The 17,080-nt window shown below is 56.6% G+C and carries 19 protein-coding genes; 5 read left to right on the top strand and 14 right to left on the bottom strand.

Annotation, left to right across the window (positions count from 1 at the left end):
* Positions 1–158: 158 nt before the first annotated feature.
* From AC2FPW_RS13640 to AC2FPW_RS13620, 5 genes are all read right to left on the bottom strand, one after another.
* Positions 159–1,022 carry a sugar phosphate isomerase/epimerase family protein gene (locus tag AC2FPW_RS13640; RefSeq protein ID WP_496814132.1) on the bottom strand — a complete coding sequence of 288 codons (864 nt, stop codon included), beginning with the start codon at positions 1,020–1,022 and terminating at the stop codon, positions 159–161.
* A 14-nt stretch (positions 1,023–1,036) separates the two neighbouring features.
* On the bottom strand, positions 1,037–1,927 hold the full coding sequence (locus AC2FPW_RS13635; protein WP_170410384.1) for an NAD(P)-dependent oxidoreductase: 891 nt from the start codon (positions 1,925–1,927) through the stop codon (positions 1,037–1,039).
* 149 nt (positions 1,928–2,076) lie between these two features.
* Positions 2,077–3,357 (bottom strand): TRAP transporter large permease, encoded by a 1,281-nt coding sequence (locus AC2FPW_RS13630; protein ID WP_170410381.1) that lies wholly within the window; start codon positions 3,355–3,357, stop codon positions 2,077–2,079.
* A 1-nt stretch (position 3,358) separates the two neighbouring features.
* Positions 3,359–3,862: a TRAP transporter small permease gene (locus tag AC2FPW_RS13625; RefSeq protein WP_170410378.1), complete on the bottom strand. Its 504-nt coding sequence runs from the start codon at positions 3,860–3,862 to the stop codon at positions 3,359–3,361.
* 64 nt (positions 3,863–3,926) lie between these two features.
* A complete protein-coding gene (locus AC2FPW_RS13620) occupies positions 3,927–4,922 on the bottom strand; it encodes a TRAP transporter substrate-binding protein (protein ID WP_480581719.1) in 996 nt (331 codons plus the stop codon).
* 168 nt (positions 4,923–5,090) lie between these two features.
* On the opposite strand from AC2FPW_RS13620, the gene AC2FPW_RS13615 reads away from it, so the two are divergent.
* On the top strand, positions 5,091–6,128 hold the full coding sequence (locus tag AC2FPW_RS13615) for a LacI family DNA-binding transcriptional regulator (protein WP_170410371.1): 1,038 nt from the start codon (positions 5,091–5,093) through the stop codon (positions 6,126–6,128).
* 3 nt (positions 6,129–6,131) lie between these two features.
* Here AC2FPW_RS13615 and AC2FPW_RS13610 read toward each other — a convergent pair whose 3' ends face one another.
* The gene (locus AC2FPW_RS13610) at positions 6,132–7,148 is read right to left on the bottom strand and encodes a LacI family DNA-binding transcriptional regulator (protein ID WP_480694566.1); all 1,017 of its coding nucleotides are present in this window, start codon (positions 7,146–7,148) and stop codon (positions 6,132–6,134) included.
* A gap of 261 nt (positions 7,149–7,409) precedes the next feature.
* Between AC2FPW_RS13610 and AC2FPW_RS13605 the strand changes: the two genes are divergently transcribed.
* From AC2FPW_RS13605 to AC2FPW_RS13595, 3 genes are read left to right on the top strand one after another with little or no spacing between them, the layout of a single operon-like run.
* Positions 7,410–8,372 carry a fatty acid desaturase gene (locus tag AC2FPW_RS13605; RefSeq protein ID WP_480581725.1) on the top strand — a complete coding sequence of 321 codons (963 nt, stop codon included), beginning with the start codon at positions 7,410–7,412 and terminating at the stop codon, positions 8,370–8,372.
* A gap of 27 nt (positions 8,373–8,399) precedes the next feature.
* The gene (locus tag AC2FPW_RS13600; RefSeq protein ID WP_170714131.1) at positions 8,400–8,714 is read left to right on the top strand and encodes a MocE family 2Fe-2S type ferredoxin; all 315 of its coding nucleotides are present in this window, start codon (positions 8,400–8,402) and stop codon (positions 8,712–8,714) included.
* A 4-nt stretch (positions 8,715–8,718) separates the two neighbouring features.
* The gene (locus AC2FPW_RS13595; RefSeq protein WP_496814131.1) at positions 8,719–9,534 is read left to right on the top strand and encodes a 3-methyl-2-oxobutanoate hydroxymethyltransferase; all 816 of its coding nucleotides are present in this window, start codon (positions 8,719–8,721) and stop codon (positions 9,532–9,534) included.
* A gap of 775 nt (positions 9,535–10,309) precedes the next feature.
* Here AC2FPW_RS13595 and ureG read toward each other — a convergent pair.
* The 8 genes from ureG to AC2FPW_RS13555 are packed head-to-tail and all read right to left on the bottom strand — an operon-like array spanning position 10,310 to position 15,481.
* Entirely contained in the window at positions 10,310–10,960 is a 651-nt protein-coding gene (gene ureG, locus AC2FPW_RS13590; protein WP_480520392.1) for an urease accessory protein UreG, read from the bottom strand.
* Positions 10,957–11,610: an urease accessory protein UreF gene (locus tag AC2FPW_RS13585; RefSeq protein ID WP_496814129.1), complete on the bottom strand. Its 654-nt coding sequence runs from the start codon at positions 11,608–11,610 to the stop codon at positions 10,957–10,959. The genes ureG and AC2FPW_RS13585 overlap by 4 nt, the downstream gene beginning before the upstream one ends.
* Positions 11,594–12,046 carry an urease accessory protein UreE gene (gene ureE / locus AC2FPW_RS13580; RefSeq protein ID WP_496814128.1) on the bottom strand — a complete coding sequence of 151 codons (453 nt, stop codon included), beginning with the start codon at positions 12,044–12,046 and terminating at the stop codon, positions 11,594–11,596. The genes AC2FPW_RS13585 and ureE overlap by 17 nt, the downstream gene beginning before the upstream one ends.
* A gap of 18 nt (positions 12,047–12,064) precedes the next feature.
* Positions 12,065–13,774 (bottom strand): urease subunit alpha, encoded by a 1,710-nt coding sequence (ureC, locus tag AC2FPW_RS13575; protein WP_480537505.1) that lies wholly within the window; start codon positions 13,772–13,774, stop codon positions 12,065–12,067.
* Positions 13,774–14,079 carry an urease subunit beta gene (locus AC2FPW_RS13570; RefSeq protein WP_209597619.1) on the bottom strand — a complete coding sequence of 102 codons (306 nt, stop codon included), beginning with the start codon at positions 14,077–14,079 and terminating at the stop codon, positions 13,774–13,776. The genes ureC and AC2FPW_RS13570 overlap by 1 nt, the downstream gene beginning before the upstream one ends.
* Positions 14,076–14,237: a peptidase M23 gene (locus AC2FPW_RS13565; RefSeq protein ID WP_209504407.1), complete on the bottom strand. Its 162-nt coding sequence runs from the start codon at positions 14,235–14,237 to the stop codon at positions 14,076–14,078. Before AC2FPW_RS13565 ends, AC2FPW_RS13570 begins: the two co-directional genes overlap by 4 nt.
* A gap of 16 nt (positions 14,238–14,253) precedes the next feature.
* Positions 14,254–14,556: an urease subunit gamma gene (locus AC2FPW_RS13560; protein WP_209504406.1), complete on the bottom strand. Its 303-nt coding sequence runs from the start codon at positions 14,554–14,556 to the stop codon at positions 14,254–14,256.
* 1 nt (position 14,557) lies between these two features.
* On the bottom strand, positions 14,558–15,481 hold the full coding sequence (locus AC2FPW_RS13555; RefSeq protein WP_496814126.1) for an urease accessory protein UreD: 924 nt from the start codon (positions 15,479–15,481) through the stop codon (positions 14,558–14,560).
* A 293-nt stretch (positions 15,482–15,774) separates the two neighbouring features.
* Here AC2FPW_RS13555 and urtA point away from each other — a divergent pair, with 293 nt between their 5' ends.
* Positions 15,775–17,055 carry an urea ABC transporter substrate-binding protein gene (gene urtA / locus AC2FPW_RS13550; RefSeq protein ID WP_209504405.1) on the top strand — a complete coding sequence of 427 codons (1,281 nt, stop codon included), beginning with the start codon at positions 15,775–15,777 and terminating at the stop codon, positions 17,053–17,055.
* The last annotated feature ends 25 nt before the right edge of the window (positions 17,056–17,080 follow it).

The following is a 17,080-nucleotide window of genomic DNA, read 5'->3' as shown; positions in this document are numbered from 1 at the left end:
TGAAACCATCATCCCGATGGATCACAGGCCGATGATGCACTAACAATCAACTTGGACCAGTCAGATGAGGCTGCTCACCGCCTAACGACGGGTCTGTGTTTCGGTCGAACGATGTATTGGGAGGAACATCGATTGGCCGTTTTGGTCTCGCCAGAGGTTCAACCAAAATGCTCTTTGAAGCGATCAATACAGCGGCGGAAACCGTCTTCGAAATTTCCGTTACCGGGGTGGTAGACACTTTCGAATGATATCACCCCATCATAGGCGTCGGTTTTCAGAGCATCCGCCATCGGCTGAAACTGATCGGCCAGTTGGCCTTCGCCCATTTGTTTGACCGTCAATGTCGCGCGGGGCGTATCGACTTGAACGTCCTTGATGTGGATGTGCCCGAGATAGCCTTCTTTCACTTCGTCATACCCAGCAGGAAACGCTTGTTCGTGACACCAGCAATTGTTGGCCGGGTCCCAAAGTACCTTTAACGTGTCTTTGGCATCCAGATCATCGATCAGCTTACGGGCGGAGTAGTTCGAATTCACCATGGTCCCGTTGCCCGTTTCGACGACCAAAGTCACTCCGCCGTCCTTGGCAACGTCAATCGCCGGTGCAATCAGGGGCAGCATAGCATCCCATGCACCCTTGGCGACGTTCCACTTTTCGGCACCTCCATACCCCCAAAGGATTTGCTCTTTCTTGGGGGTCATAATGCGAACCAATGGGCTGCCGACCACATGTGCCATGTCGATCACGCGCTTCAGAGAATCCATATGCTTGCTGTGCAGGTCGTCCCCTGGTTTGTTCGCCCCGGTCATTCCCGCGAAGATGTGGCGCGACAGACAGGATACAGGCTTGCCCCGATCCCGAAGCAGCGCGTCAATTTCCCTGATCTCATCCGCAGAGTGATCGCCAACCTCCGTATCGCCGACAAATTGCAGTTCGGCATATTCGAGGTCAAACTCATCCATCACATCGACCGCGTGTTTCAGGTCGCGACTGATGCCATCACAGATAACGCCAAGTTTCATGTTCTTGTCCTTTCTCAGCGATGCAACTCAGCGCCGACAATGTCTTCGATCACGCGGGTGCAGGCCCAGTTGTCGCCATCGGGGAATTTGGTTTTGCCAGCATGGAAAATCTGCATGGCAGATGAAGCAGTATGCATTGGAACGCCGAGCTCTTCGGCCAGATCCAGTGAGATGGTCAGGTCCTTGTGCATGGTGCCGATGCCCGAGCCAGTGTTTTCGAATTTACGGTCGATGATGTTCTCCAGCGCCGTGTTGGTGCATCCGCATCCCGCGCCAGAGGTCGAAAAGACCTTGAACAGGTTTTCGCCCTTCACGCCCGCCTTGGCGGCAAGAACCGACGCCTCAAATGTTGCCGAAAAGATTGAACCGATCAGAGTCTGCAGACATGCTTTTACGGTCTGACCTTGGCCGGGCCCGTCCCCTACGCGGTGAATAGTGGCCGAGACCGCCTCCATCACTGGTTGGAATTCGTCCAGTACGGCATCAGGGGCTGCGGCCATCATGGTTAGTGTACCGCCCTGCGCACCCGGAAAGCCGCCAGAGACAGGGCTGTCGATCAGGTGGATGCCCGAACCGACCATGGCCTCGCCAATCTCGCGGGCCTCACGCGGTTTGATCGTGGCGGTCAGAATGACCGCGCCGCCCTGCGCCATGTGACGGACCAGACCGTTTTCACCAAGAATGACAGCCTTGGCCTGATCGCCGTTCATGACCATGACATAGACTGCATCCGCGTTGGCCCCTACATCTGCAACACTTGCTGCAGGCGTTCCGCCCATTTCAGCCAGCGCCTTCAGGCGCGCTTCACTCAGATCAAACCCGGTGGTTTCGAACCCGTTTTTGATCAGGTTCTTCGCCAGCCCGCTGCCCATATCCCCTAATCCAATGACACCTGCACGTTGCATAATTGTCTTCCTAATGTGTCGTCCGGCCCGGCCGGAGTTGAGGTTTGGCGCCCCATCTTCCGAGGCGTCGATGTGTGCGGGGATTTCAGGCTTTGGCTGACCAAGGCCGGGCAGGTCCGGAAGACACCCCGCTGCCCAATTCCGTGTGGCTACGGACCCATGACCGCGTCCGGTATCCAAAGGACCAGTTGCGGGAAGATCGCGATCAAAATCAGCACCACCACATTTGCCAGCAGGAACGGCGCGGCACCGACGAAAATCTTTCCGATCGGCATACGGCAGATTGCAGCGCAGACATTCAGGCAATTTCCTACTGGCGGTGTGCATGCACCAACCGCGAGTCCCGAGACCATCACCACACCAAAATGCACACCAGACACGCCCAGCTTTTCAGCGACCGGCAACAAAACCGGTGTCAGTAATAGAATGGCGGGACTAACGTCGATGAACGTACCCGCCATCAGGATCAAAATGGCTGTCAGAACCATGAAGGCGACCGGGCCAAGTCCGAGGCCCGAAACGAAATCGGCCAGTTGATTGGGTACACGTTCCAGCGCCAGTACAGTGATGAACACCTGACTGAACGCGATGATCATCATGATCTTGGCGGACATGATGATCGCGTGGCGCATGGCCCCCGGCAAATCTTTGAGAACGCCGAAGCCGACGATGAATAAGCCGATGATCAGACCGTAAACCACCGCCGCTCCGGCTGTCTCGGTCGGAGTAACGAAACCGAATACAACCGACCCCACGATCAGGATTGGCATCAACGCCACGGCAGCCGAACGCCGCGCCTGTCGCCCTGCCTCGGCCAACGTGAACGGTACATCTTCGGTCGGGTAATCGTTCTTCTTGGCCAACAACCACACGACGATCAGCTGCAGCAGGCCAACCATGATGCCGGGAATGATCCCGCCCAGAAACAGGCGACCAATGCTTTCTTCAGCGGCAACAGCGTAGATGATCATCGGAACAGACGGCGGAATGATCATGCCCATTGTGGATGAGGCAACTGTGATCCCCGCCGCAAAGCTCTTGGGGTATCCGCGCTTTTCCATCTCAGGGATCAGAACAGACCCGATTGAAGCAGTATCCGAGGCAGAAGAACCCGAGATACCGCCGAAGATCATCGAGCCGACCACGTTAACCAATCCCAGCCCGCCCTTAAGGCGGCCGACGAAGAACATGGACAGGTCTAGCAGGCGCCGCGTGATGCCTCCGGAATTCATCACCAAGCCCATCAGGATGAAGAAGGGCAGTGAAACCAGCGGATAATTATTGATGCCGGAGAAGAAACGCTGAACAACGAACCCGGTCGCTGCGGGGGCCTCGATCAGGAAATACGCCAGTGACGCCAGCCCCAGAGAATAGGCAATTGGAACTCCGCAGACCAACAGTATTCCCAGTGTGGCGAACAGGATCAGCATGTCAGTCCTCCGGCATCCAGAGAACATCGATGGAATCCCGACCGCCCAGAGTCAGAACCACACGAACAAAGCAATAGAACACGGCAATCGAACAGGAGATCGGAACAATGATGAACACATAAGCCTGAGGCATCCCGAAGGGTTGCCACATGTTTTTGCCTGGCCCCGCGATCCAATCGATGGACAGCCAGACCAATGCCGCGTTCATCACTCCGACAAGGACAAGCCCTGCCACGTAGAAGGCCATTTTGACGTAGTAGGGCATCATGTCGATGAAGAATGTGATCGCGATATGCTCACGCTTCGTAATCGCCACGGCACCGCCCAAGGCCGAGGTGCAAAGAAACGCGATCTTGACCTGTTCGTCGACGCCGTAGATCGCCATGTCAAAGGGGCGCATCAGGACTTTGGTGACGACAATCACCAAAAACACCCCAAACAGCACGACCATCAGCGCTTCGATAACGCGCGTCAGTACACGGTCAATTGCAGAGAGCGTATCCATAAACCGGTTCCGTTAAGAAGCGAATCCGGGCGCAAGTAAGAGTGCCCGGAATTGCCGTTTCAGATCAGCCGCAGGACGCCGCTGCAGCACGGGCTGCGTCGATATCATCCATCGTGAAATGACCCGCGTCGATCATCTGTTGATAGACCGGCGCAACGGCTTCCTGGAAACCCGCCAGGGCTTCGGGCGTCAGTTCGTTGATCTCCATGTGCTTGCCGAGTTCGCCGACGATGTTCGTTTCAGCATCGCGATACAGCTTGTCCGACATCGCCATCGCTTCGACCGCAACCTCGTCAAAGGTGGCCTGAAGGTCTTCGGGCAAACCATCATACCACGCCTTGTTGACGATCAAAGGATCGGGGCCTGTCATATGGTTCGACAGCGTCAGATACTTTTGCACTTCGTGAATATTGAAGTCCCAGATATTTTGCGGCGGGTTATGCTGCCCGTCAATCACGCCCTGTTTGAATGCCTGATATGCCTCTGAAAACGGCATGGCGACCGGAACCGACCCGATGGCTGTGCCCGTGGCGATCATCAGATCAGATTGAGGTTCGCGAATGCGCAGACCTTGCAGATCAGCAACCGATGTTATTGGCTGAACGTTGTTGGTATAGGCCCGGAATCCTTGGCTGATACCGGTGGCAGGGATGTGATATCCGTTCGCCTCAGCACGGGCCTGAACGCCCTTGGTGAAGTCCGAACCGACCAGACATTCCATCTCATCCCAATTCGCGACGAGGAACGGCAACTGGTACAGGTTGAATGCCCCGGACGCGTCGGCAAAGAAACCGCCACGCGTGCCTTGCAGCAAACCGGCCGTCACCTGATCCATCATTTCACGCTCATTACCAAGCGCGGCACCAAAGAAATTCTCGACTTCGATGCGACCGTCCGTACGTTTTTCAAGTTCAGTCTTGAACCAGTCCATGGACTGCGAACGGATTGAGGTTTCCGGCTGCTCATTACCATATTTAAAGGTGAAGTCCGCCGCCAGTGCTGTACTGGCCGTCATTAATAGGCCGGTTACCCCGGCCAGTAATTTAGCTGTGTAGGTCATGTTATCCTCCCTGAACGGGACTCGATCCCGTTGCATGACGTTGGGATAAGCCCCCTTACAATTCGGTGGCAAGAAAAATTGCATCAAATGACGGGAATGATGGTTTTTGGTGTTCTTAGAGGTTTATTTGAGGATGATTTTGATCGAGAATGATGTTAGCAGAGGCTTATGAGCGATGAAGCTGTAATAATCCCAAAGAAGGCACGTGTCTCCGAGATTGCGAGGATCGCGGGGGTCGGCACCGCTACGGTTGACCGGGTTTTGAACAACAGATCAAACGTAAAGCCTGAGACCCGCCAGCGGGTTTTGCAGGCCAAGCACGCGATCGAATCCGGCGCTCAATTGGACCAGCCTGCGCGACCCTGGCGGCTGAAGATATTTCTACCAGAGGAAGCCGGACCATCGACAGAATTTCTGGGCAACTGTTTTCAGAATGTTTTCACCAATGGCCGCGCCACTGTCGAGTGTGTCTTTTCCACGAAATTGGAACCATCAGTGTTGGCTCGAAAACTAAGAGCCTGCGCCGGGCAGGGAATTGATGCAGTTGGCTTTCAGGCTTTGGATGATCCGCGGGTTCGCGACGCAGTTGAAGAGCTGCACGGTTTGAATATTCCCTGCATACCTGTCGTCTCCGATCTGATCAGCCCTGTTCTGGGCCAATTTGTCGGGACGGACAACATGGCCGCAGGACGAACAGCGGCCTATTTTATGGGTCGAATGCTACGGCAATCCGGAACCGTCGGCGTGATTTCCGGCGAGCAACTATATCGCAACCATTCGGATCGCGAGATGGGGTTTCGGTCAGCCTTGCGAAGGGATTTTAGCCACCTCCGCGTTGTGGGCACCTATATCGGCCACGATGATGTGCAGGAAAATCGCGTGGTGGTGGGCCAGATGCTGGACGAACATCCCGGGCTGCTGGGCATTTATAACGTTGGCGGTGGCAACGAAGGCATTGTTGCGGCTCTGGCTGATCGCGATTTGACGGGAGAAATCATGCTGATCGGCCACAACCTTACGCCGAAGACGAGAAACTACCTGCTGGACGGATCAATGGATCTTGTCATTCATCAGAATATGCAACGGATCGCTGAACAAGCCGTTCAGACCCTGATCGCGACACTGGAAAACCGGCCCCATCAGGCTGAGGTCGTTCCAGTTGAAGTCATCACCCGTGAAAACATCAACGGCGCCACCTTCGGTTGATGCTCACAGGTTTTCAGATGTGCAGAGACCGAACGGAATAACTCCAACCTGTTCCTGAATTGGTTTTCCGGTCAGACACCGAGACATCATCTGTGTCACGCGATCTGCAACCTGATCCAGCGGGTTGTTAATCACCAAATCGATGCTGCCATCGGCAAGCGCGGCTTCGGTAACTGGTGTCCGTTCATGGCAGATGTAGACAACTTCCCGCGATTGCCCTGCCTCGCGCAGCGCTTTCAAGGCTCCAGTCACCCCGCCTCCGCAATGATAGATGCCGGAGAGGTCTTTGTTGGCCCGCAGCAATTCTGCTGTCGCTTCATATGCGACCGCGGCGTCATCCAGATACACCACAGAGTCTCGAAGAGGTTTCTGCGGCGCAAATTCGCGCATGTAGCTTCTGAACCCACTCTCAAGCGCTTCGTGCCCCAGATACCTGTGCGACCCGATAAGGATGCCAACCACGCCTTCGGTTCGATCAAGACGCGCCATCGCCCAACCTGCCGTCCGCCCCGCTTTTCGACTGTCGATCCCGACATAGGCAGTAACGTGAGGCGATGACAGGGGCGAGAGCAATGCAATGACAGGGACATCGGCGCTGGCGATCGCACGATTGATCTCCGGATGATCAATCGCAACTAAGCCTATGGCGTCTACCTTGCCGTGCATTTCGTCAATCGCAGTTGCAAGCTCGGACGGCGACAGGCTTTCTACGTATTGGATTACAACTTTTGCCCGGATACTGCGCAACTGCTCTGCTTTTTGCTGCAACTCGATTGCCAATTCGCGATAAAACCACTTGCTTTCCTTTTGAAGAATAAAGCCCAGTCGTTTTGCTGGAGCCATCTCCTCAACCCGGCGCCGCAACAATCCTGCCGAGCGATACCCCAACGCTTCCGCCGCTGAAAGAACCCGCGCAGATGTCGCCGCAGTAACTGGCGCGCGCGCATTCAGAACGCGGTCTACTGTTGCGACGCCTACCCCCGCCTTTTCTGCGACGTCTTTGAGTGTGACACGGGCCATAGCACGCTCCATGATAAAAAGTATCATCTATTTTACAGAATTTTCTGAGAGAAATGATAGAAAATATCACGACAGGTTTGACGATTCAGACGCCCTTCGGTTCTGCTCGGCAACAGCAATGTAGATAAGGAACCTGATGTGCCGAAGGACCATACCCTTCCTTGGCGGGATTATTCGCTGACGGGCCGGGACAGCGGTCCAAGCTTTGCACCTAAACAGTGGTATTCTACTCCAGTCCCCCGGAAACGGATGAAGGAATTGATGAAGCGCCGTGATGCTCCGGCCTTGATCGACTACGGGATTTGGCTGGGATTGGTGTTGGCAACCGGTGCTCTCGTCATTCTGACCTGGGGTACGTGGTGGGCAGTGCCGTCTGTTATCCTGTACGGGGTGTTTTATGGATCCTGTGCCGACAGTCGTTGGCACGAGTGCTGCCATGGGACTGTGTTCAAAACGCCTTGGCTGAACACCGCGGCCTATCAGCTGGCCTCATTTATGTCGCTGAAAAACCCCTATCTTTGGCGGTGGAGCCATACACGCCATCACACGGATACGGTGATCGTCGGAAAAGACCCCGAGATTGCATTTCCCCGGCCTCCGCATCCACTCAACCTCCTATGGAACATGCTGCATCTGCAATCTGGCTGGAATGAATTGAAGAAGATGTTTCGGTTGTCGGCTGGTCGTTTGACCAAAGATCAGAAAACCTTCCTCATCGAAGCCGACCGTTCTAAGGCGTTCTTGGCGTCGCGTGTTCATCTCGCAATCCTCGCAATGACATTTGCTTTGGCAATGGTGCTGCAATCATGGCTGCCCATTGTGCTGATCGGCGGTCCCACTTTCTATGGTTCGTGGCTGCATCACCTGTTGGCGTCACTGCAGCATGCCGGGCTGGCAGAAGACGTCCCGGATCACCGATTGAACTCGCGAACCGTCTACATGAACCGGTTCTTCCGCTTCGTATATTCGAACATGAACTACCATGTTGAACACCACATGTATCCCATGGTTCCATTCTACAATCTCCCGGCCTTGCACGAAGAAATCAAAGGCGATTGCCCACCAGCGTACGCGGGAACACTGACCGCGTTTCGCGAAATGCTCCCAGCCATTCTGATCCAGCGGCGCGATCCGTTCTACTTTGTCGACCGCAAGCCGTTGCTGCCCAAGGACGCTAACCCCAGCCCAGAATACACTCGACCAACAGCCATAGCGGCCGAGTAAATCAATCCCCGGAATACAGGAAAGCCCATGACGAACTGGACCCGCGCCTGCGCTTGCGATGACATCGAAACCGAAGACCTTATCCGTTACGACAATGGCGATCGTACCTTTGCCATCTACCGAAGCCCCGAGGACGATTTTTACTGCACCGACGGCCTGTGCACCCATGAAGAAGTGCATCTGGAAGACGGTCTGGTCATCGATCATCTGATCGAATGCCCCATGCACAACGGCCAATTCGATTATCGCACCGGCGAGGCAAAGCGCTCACCCGTCTGTGTGAACCTGAAAACCTACCCCGTTAAGGTCGAAGACGGAGATGTCTTTATCGATATCGGGTGATGCCATGAAACGGATCTACGACTGGGACGCGAAGTTCTCACTTAGAAACTACACCGCTTCCGACCTTCGTGCGCTTAAGGGTATCCGCAAGCTGGTTCAGACGACGGCGAATACAACCGAAGAGGCAGCAGCCGCGAAAGATGCCGGAATTGATTTGATTTTGGGCAATGCCCACAACACGCCCGCCGTGCGTCAAGGCGCGCCTGAATTGTTCTTCACAGCTGCACTTGGTCTTCCGGACTTTGCGACGGAAAGGGACGTGCTGACCGCCGCGTTTGCGGCCATGAAGGATGGTGCCGACAGCATCTACACGGCAAGAGGGCCGCACATTGTTGAACTTTTAGCGCGCGAAGATATCCCCGTGATGTGTCATCTTGGCCTGGTTCCTCGCAAATCCACCTGGCGGGGCGGCCTGCGTGCCGTTGGTAAAACTGCGGACGAGGCTATCGCGCTTTGGAATGCGTTCCGCACAATGGAAGATGCCGGAGCTTTTTCGGTAGAGGCTGAAGTTATCTGTGATCGAGTAATGGCTGAGATTTCCGCCCGCACATCTCTGATAACGTCCTCACTCGGATCGGGCCCCAGTGCAGACATTATCTACCTTTTTCAAAATGACGTATGCGGGGAGCAACCCGAAAGCCCGCGCCATGCGCGTGCCTTTGGCGATCTCGATTCACTGTATGAACAGATAAATCACCACCGCCGAGTCGCGCTTTCGGCGTTCAGAGAATCTGTTGAAGAGGAGCAATTTCCAAGCCCAAGCGAATGCGCAACAATCTCAGACGCGGAGTTTGAAAGTTTTATTACACGACTAAAATAGTCTATTTGGCTAAGGAAAGTTGCACCCAGAACCACATTTTGAGAACCGGAATTATCACCCAACGATGACCGATGTACGTTGGGCCCCATTCGCGACGGGTAGCAAAGAATTTTGTAATCGCAGTGCAAGTACCTTTCCCGCCCGACCAGCAGGGCGTTGTCGTCGCAACCCGCCAGCAGCTGTCGTTCGAGCAACCGCAGCGAATTCGGACTTTGTCTGCAGACTGTGAGTTCGTGCACCCTGAAAATTTGCGCCTGCAGCGAACGGCCGGTTCGACGGGCCGCACCGCAGCGGCGACATGTGTCGATGAACGTCCGCTTCGGGCCGATTTCGCCCACAAGTTCGGACGTTCTGAGGACTCGGGTACTCAGACTTAGCTGCTTCAAATGACTAGGTTCCTTGGCCGCCCAAACACGTCGCCTAGTGTCTAAAGTCCAATGTTCAGGCGGGGTTCTATACTTTGGCCATATCCCATAAACTGATCAACATGGTCAGGTTACGCCAACAAATTTTGAAGTGGAAAACTGAGGCAAGGCGAAGACTGGTTGCAAGTACTGGTGGACCCTTCGAGCAACGAGACAAACGAGCTCTTTCGGAGACTTGCCGAAGATAACCCATTAATGACGATTGCGTTCATCCTCGGGGGTGTCGGCACGACACCTTGCGGTGGAGCACTGTATCGGCGATCGGGCCGGTTCGCCGCGCCCAAGAACGAAATTGTGAGCGGACTACGAGCTACATGGTTCGGTCGTCATTCCGCCGTCAAAGGCACACGTCAACCGCCAGAAGCCTCTGCAACACATCCATCTGCAATTTTCAGACCCCCAATCTGCGCTAACAAACTGACGATCGCGTCAACGCCCGTTCGGTGGCGTAGGGCCGAAAACACGAAAGGTCGGCCCTTTCGAATTTGCGTGGCGTCGCGCTCCATCACTTCGAGCGACGCGCCGACATGGGGGGCGAGATCTGTTTTGTTGATGATCAGAATGTCCGATTTCGTTATCGCAGGACCGCCCTTGCGCGGAATTTCCTCACCCGCTGCAACGTCGATCACGTAGAGTGTCAGGTCCGCCAGTTCCGGGCTGAATGTGGCCGACAAATTGTCGCCGCCGCTTTCGATCAGAACTATATCCAGGCCGGGGTGACGAGCCTGCATCTCTGCCACGGCGGCCAGATTGATCGAGGCATCCTCGCGGATCGCGGTATGGGGGCAACCGCCGGTTTCGACACCGATAATCCGGTCCCGGGGCAGAATCTGCATCCGCATCAACGCTTCGGCATCCTCTTGCGTATAAATGTCGTTGGTGATGACACCAATCGAAAAGGCCTCGCCTAGGGCCTCTGCCAAAGCGGCAGTCAGGGTCGTTTTACCAGCGCCAACCGGGCCGCCGATACCAACGCGCAGGGGGCCGTTCATACTGCTCATGTTCGGAATATCCTTGAATATTGAGTTTCATGTTTCATCGACAAGATATCGGACAGGAATGCGGTTGAACCCAGTTCATCAAGGCCCGTGTGTTGTGCTGTTTCCGCAATCGAAGTGCAGAGCGGGGTCAGATCACGGATCAGCCGCTGAGCATCGGTCTGTCCCAAAGGGACAAGGCGGGTTGCGCAGGCCACAAGATTGCTCATGAAGGCCTGAAGGAACATCTGCGACACCAGCGGGCGCGGCAGATTCTGCATCCGCGCGGCACGGCCCACCGCGACCGGGTAGGTGAGGCGCCGCAGGTCGAGCCCCCAGATATCTCCGGTCACGGATCCGAAAGCCTGACCCAGAAGGTCGGATTCCATCAGCCGTTCCGACCCGGCGCAAAAGGCGCGGACGGTGGCATCGATTCGGGCCAACGCGGCTCTGTCATCGGCGTTATACGCGGCCACAAGAAACAGCGCGTCATTCCAGCCCGAGCCATGTTGCAGTATCGTGGCGACCCAGTCGCCTGTCTGGTTTGCGCTGGCGACCCGGCCCAGTTCAATCGCTGCCTCCAGCCCGTGGGAATAGGCGAAGCCCCCAACCGGATAGGCGGGGGACAACCATTGGGTCAGTGTCAGGATGTCAGAGCTAGTGGGCGTGACCATGGGTCCTGCCGTGGCCATAGGCCCCGCCTTCGGGGGTGAAGGGTTCGACGACATCGCGAATATCGGCACCCAGTTTCATCAGCATGTCGCGAATGACGTGATCGCGCTGGATCAGCAGCCTGTCAGATTCGATTTGGCAGGGTGTGTGCCGGTTGCCGATATGCCAGGCAAGGCGCAGCAGGTGGTCGCCCTTTACCTCCAGCAGCTCTTCGGGGGCCGCGACGATTTCAATCTCACGACCGTCTTCCAATACCAGAACCCCGCCATGATCCAGCGATTTGGTGTTGGAGAGATCAACCAGAAACGCCTCGCCATCATCCGTGGCCAGCATCTTGCGGCGCAGGAAGCGGCCATCATAGTCCAGCGAGACCTGCGCATGAGCGGGTGCATGCGCATGGTCGTGGTAGATACGAGCGGTTTTGATCGCGGTGGTCATCTTGGTGCTCCTTGTATCTCAGAACATAAAGTATCGCTGCGCCATCGGCAGCACCTCGGCAGGTTGGCAGGTCAGCAATTCACCATCGGCGCGGACCTCGTAGGTTTCCGGGTCTACTTCGACATGGGGCGTCGCATCGTTTAGCAGCAAATTGCGTTTGCCAATCTCGCGTGTGTTCCGCACGGCGACTGTTTTCTTGGCCAGGCCTAGAGTTTCACCGATCCCGTCCGCCTGCGCTGCTGCCGAGACAAAGGTAATCGCCGAGTGCTCCACCGACCGCCCATAAGCCCCGAACATCGGACGGCTGTAAACAGGTTGCGGTGTCGGGATCGAGGCATTTGGGTCGCCCATCTGCGCGCAGGCAATTGTACCGCCCAGCAGAACCATCTCGGGTTTCACGCCGAAAAAGGCCGGGTTCCACAGGACAAGATCGGCGCGCTTGCCTACCTCGATGCTGCCGATTTCATGGCTCAGACCGTGGGCAATCGCCGGGTTGATGGTGTACTTGGCGATGTAACGGCGGACCCGCAGGTTGTCGTTTTCACCAGTTTCCTCGGTCAGACGCCCTCGCTGTTTCTTCATCTTGTCGGCGGTTTGCCATGTGCGGATCAGCACCTCTCCGACCCGGCCCATGGCCTGGCTGTCAGACGCGATGATCGAGAACGCACCCATGTCGTGCAGGATATCCTCGGCCGCGATGGTCTCGCACCGGATGCGGCTTTCGGCAAAGGCTACGTCCTCGGGGATGGACTTGTCGAGGTGATGGCAGACCATCAGCATATCCAGATGTTCCTCGACCGTGTTTACAGTGAAAGGTCGCGTCGGGTTGGTCGAGGAGGGAAGAACGTGATTCTCGCCACAAATCTTGATGATGTCAGGGGCATGGCCGCCACCTGCGCCTTCGGTGTGGAAGGCGTGGATGGTGCGTCCTTTCATGGCGGCGACAGTGTTTTCGACGAAACCGGATTCGTTCAGAGTATCGGTGTGGATCATCACCTGTACATCCATCGAATCGGCCACCGACAGGCAGCAGTCGATGGCGGCAGGGGTCGTGCCCCAATCCTCATGCAGTTTCAGAGCGCAGGCCCCGGCATTGACCTGTTCCTCGAGCGCAGCTGGCAATGAGGCGTTGCCCTTGCCCGCAAAGGCGAGGTTCATCGGGAAGGCATCCGCCGCCTGCAACATCCGTCCGATATGCCAGGGGCCGGGGGTGCAGGTGGTGGCCAGCGTGCCATGGGCCGGACCCGTGCCGCCGCCTAACATGGTGGTCAGGCCGGAATGCAGCGCGTCTTCGATCTGCTGAGGGCAAATGAAGTGGACATGGCTGTCGAACCCGCCTGCGGTCAGGATGCGCCCCTCGCCCGCGATGGCTTCGGTGCCGGGGCCGATGATAATGTCGACACCTGGCTGCGTGTCGGGGTTCCCCGCCTTGCCGATCCTGGCGATACGCCCGTCTTTCAGACCGACATCCGCCTTGTAGACACCCGAATGATCTACGATCAGCGCATTGGTGATGACTGTATCCACCGCCCCCTTGTCCCGTGTGACCTGAGACTGCCCCATCCCGTCGCGGATCACTTTCCCGCCGCCGAACTTGACCTCTTCGCCATAGATGGTCAGATCGCGTTCGACCTCGATGATCAGGTCGGTATCGGCCAGCCGCATTTTATCGCCGGTGGTGGGGCCGAACATGGCGGCATAGTCGGAGCGTTTGATTTTTGCTGGCATCACAACGCCCCCATGACCTTTTGATTGAACCCATAGACCTTGCGTGCGCCGCCGATCGGGATCAGCGAAACCTCGCGTTCCTGTCCCGGTTCGAACCGCACGGCGGTGCCGGGGGCGATGTCCAGACGCAGGCCATGGGCGGCAGCGCGGTCGAACTCCAGCGCCGGGTTGGTCTCGGCAAAATGATAGTGCGAGCCGACCTGAATCGGGCGGTCGCCAGTATTGGCGACCATCAGCGTCAACGGCTCGGCGCCCAGGTTGAACGTGATTTCGCCTTCAGCGGGGAAATGCTCGCCGGGGATCATTTGTTTAGCTTCACCATCAAGGCAACAGCAGCCAACGCGACAATCGCGAGGCCCACGGCCAAAGCGGCATAGTCCGTGCCATGCGCGTGGATATGCGTGCCGTTATGCGCGGCGGCGGGGCCAGCCAGGATCAGAACAGGGAAAAGCATGCGGGTCATATCAGTGTTCCTTTTTTTAGCGAATAGGGTTGTGAACGGTCACCAGCTTGGTGCCGTCGGGAAAGGTGGCCTCAACTTGAACCTCGTGAATCATCTCGGGGACGCCTTCCATGCATTGCGCGCGGGTGATCACCTCGGCCCCGGCTTGCATCATATCGGCGACCGACCGCCCGTCGCGTGCGCCTTCAACCACGGCGCTGGTGATAAGGGCAATCGCCTCGGGATGGTTCAGTTTGACACCACGGGCCAGTCGTTTGCGGGCAACTTCAGCGGCCATGGCGACCAGCAGTTTGTCTTTTTCACGGGGAGTCAGGTTCATGTCAGATTGTCCAGCATCTTGGAAGCGAGTCGTTGTTCAGTCGCCGAAGCACGGGCATCAGACTTCGGCGCAAGGCAAACCCGTTCTTGGCCAGCAGTCGGACGACCAGCAGGTCAGGTTGAATCAGGCTGGCCCCGGCGGTATCGGGCAGCATCTGGCGGATTGCCTTCAGATGCCCTTCGGCCCTGGGCGAGGCAAATGCGACTAAGGCCATCGCGCCCGCGCCATCTGCAATGTGCTGACGGGCCAGATGCGCGCTAAGGTCGCCGGTGAACCGGGTGGCGTCCAGAAACACCATCCTTTCGTTGCGCCGAATCTCGATCCGATCGCTGAGGCGGATATCCGTCAGAGTTTCACCCATCGCGGTACGACCAAAGATCAAAGGTTCAACCATAAGGGCCGAGGCATCCTCGGCCAAATCAATACGCAAGCGCCGGTTTAATGCGCTGCCACTGTACAGGATCGTCTCTTGCGGAAGCCAGTTCAGCCTTGCCTGCGGACCGGCGGTTAAAGTGTTGACGATGCGTGCGGCCTGACCGGGTTGTGCTTTGTATGCCCGCTCACAAGCCTGCGTGGTCACTGTCAGTTCGGTGCCCCGGCCTGCGCGGCCTGAAAACCGGAAATCATCACCGCCAGTAACACCACCAGCCGTGTTCAAAAGCACGGCGTCCAATTGGCTGCCGTGTCCGCGTGGGAAGAGACATTTGAACGAACCCGCCGGCCGCAAGCGATCAATCACACTGCGCCCGTGGAACAGTTTGGCCGACAGCGTAACCCGGCCTTCAGCGCGTGGCGGTCTCGCATGTGACGCTGACGATATGGGCGTGAATTGAGTGATGGCAGCGGCTTTCGCGTCATGAACGTTTGGCGCTTTTTCACCTTTGGGATGTCGAAACTCTATCGACAGGTGCAGATTTTCGACCAAGTCCCGTCCCGTAAGTGCATTTTTTAATCACGCATGCAGCATGTAGATCAAAAATCGGGCATATCAGTCCACTTTGCCAGAATGCTATGGGGCCAGATTTGCCTATTTCGCTGCAATGCAGAATCGATGTGGGGCCTACCGGGCTAACGACCACCGGGGGTGTGTGACGGCTGCGCGAATTGGACCTCGGACACAACCGCCACACGTAACGCAACATACAGTTGCGGGGATCAGGTAGTAGAAGACAGCGTGTCAACGCAAGGCTTCTGTGCCCGCCCCGCCAGGAGAATTACATGACATCTCTCAAATCCACGCTCTTCGGATCGGTTGTCTTTGCCGCCATGGCAACGGCCGCTCTGTCTGCTGAAGACACGATCAAAGTCGGCGTACTGCACTCGTTGTCAGGCACTATGGCGATTTCGGAAACCACGCTGAAAGACACGATGTTGATGCTGATCGACCAGCAGAACGCCAAAGGCGGCCTGCTGGGCAAGCAGCTTGAGGCAGTTGTGGTTGATCCTGCATCCGACTGGCCGCTGTTTGCGGAAAAAGCGCGTGAGCTACTGACCGTGCATGAGGTGGATGTGATCTTTGGCAATTGGACGTCCGTCAGCCGCAAATCGGTGCTGCCGGTGATTGAGGAACTGAACGGCCTTCTGTTTTATCCGGTGCAGTATGAGGGTGAAGAAAGCTCGAAAAACGTCTTCTATACCGGTGCCGCGCCGAACCAACAAGCGATCCCGGCGACCGACTATTTCCTCGACGAGCTTGGCGTTGAGAAATTCGCGCTGCTTGGCACAGACTATGTCTATCCCCGCACCACCAACAATATCCTCGAAAGCTATCTGAAGCAAAAGGGCATCGCGGACGGTGATATCTTCGTCAACTACACGCCCTTTGGCCATTCCGACTGGTCCAAGATCGTGGCGGATGTGGTTGCGCTGGGTGCGGATGGTAAGAAGGTCGGAGTGATCTCAACCATCAATGGCGACGCCAACATCGGCTTCTACAAGGAACTGGCTGCGGCTGGCGTCTCGGCGGATGACATTCCGGTCGTTGCGTTCTCGGTCGGAGAGGAAGAACTGTCGGGCCTGGATACAACCAACCTTGTGGGCCATCTGGCTGCTTGGAATTACTTTCAGTCGGCGGATACCGACGCCAACACTGAATTTGTTGAAACATGGAAAGCTACCATGGGCGAAGACCGGGTGACCAACGACCCGATGGAGGCACATTACATCGGTTTCAACATGTGGGTTAACGCCGCGACCGAGGCCGGTTCGACCGACGTAGATGCCGTGCGCGCCGCGATGTACGGGCAGGAATTCCCGAACCTGACCGGTGGAACCGCTGTCATGCTGCCGAACCACCATTTGGCCAAGCCGGTTCTGATCGGTGAGATTCAGGAAGACGGCCAGTTCGACATCATCAGCGAAACCGACGTTGTGCCGGGCGACGCCTGGACCGACTTCCTACCGGAATCGGCGGTGCTGGTATCGGATTGGAAAGAGCTGGGCTGCGGTATGTACAACACCGAGACCGAGACCTGCGTTCAGACCCTGTCGAACTACTAACCGACACGCAAGGTGGGTGTGATGC

It is taken from the genome of Ruegeria sp. SATB027 (assembly GCF_059613825.1).
Note: the sequence above shows the minus strand (reverse complement) of the source record. Positions and strands in the feature narration are given on the sequence as shown.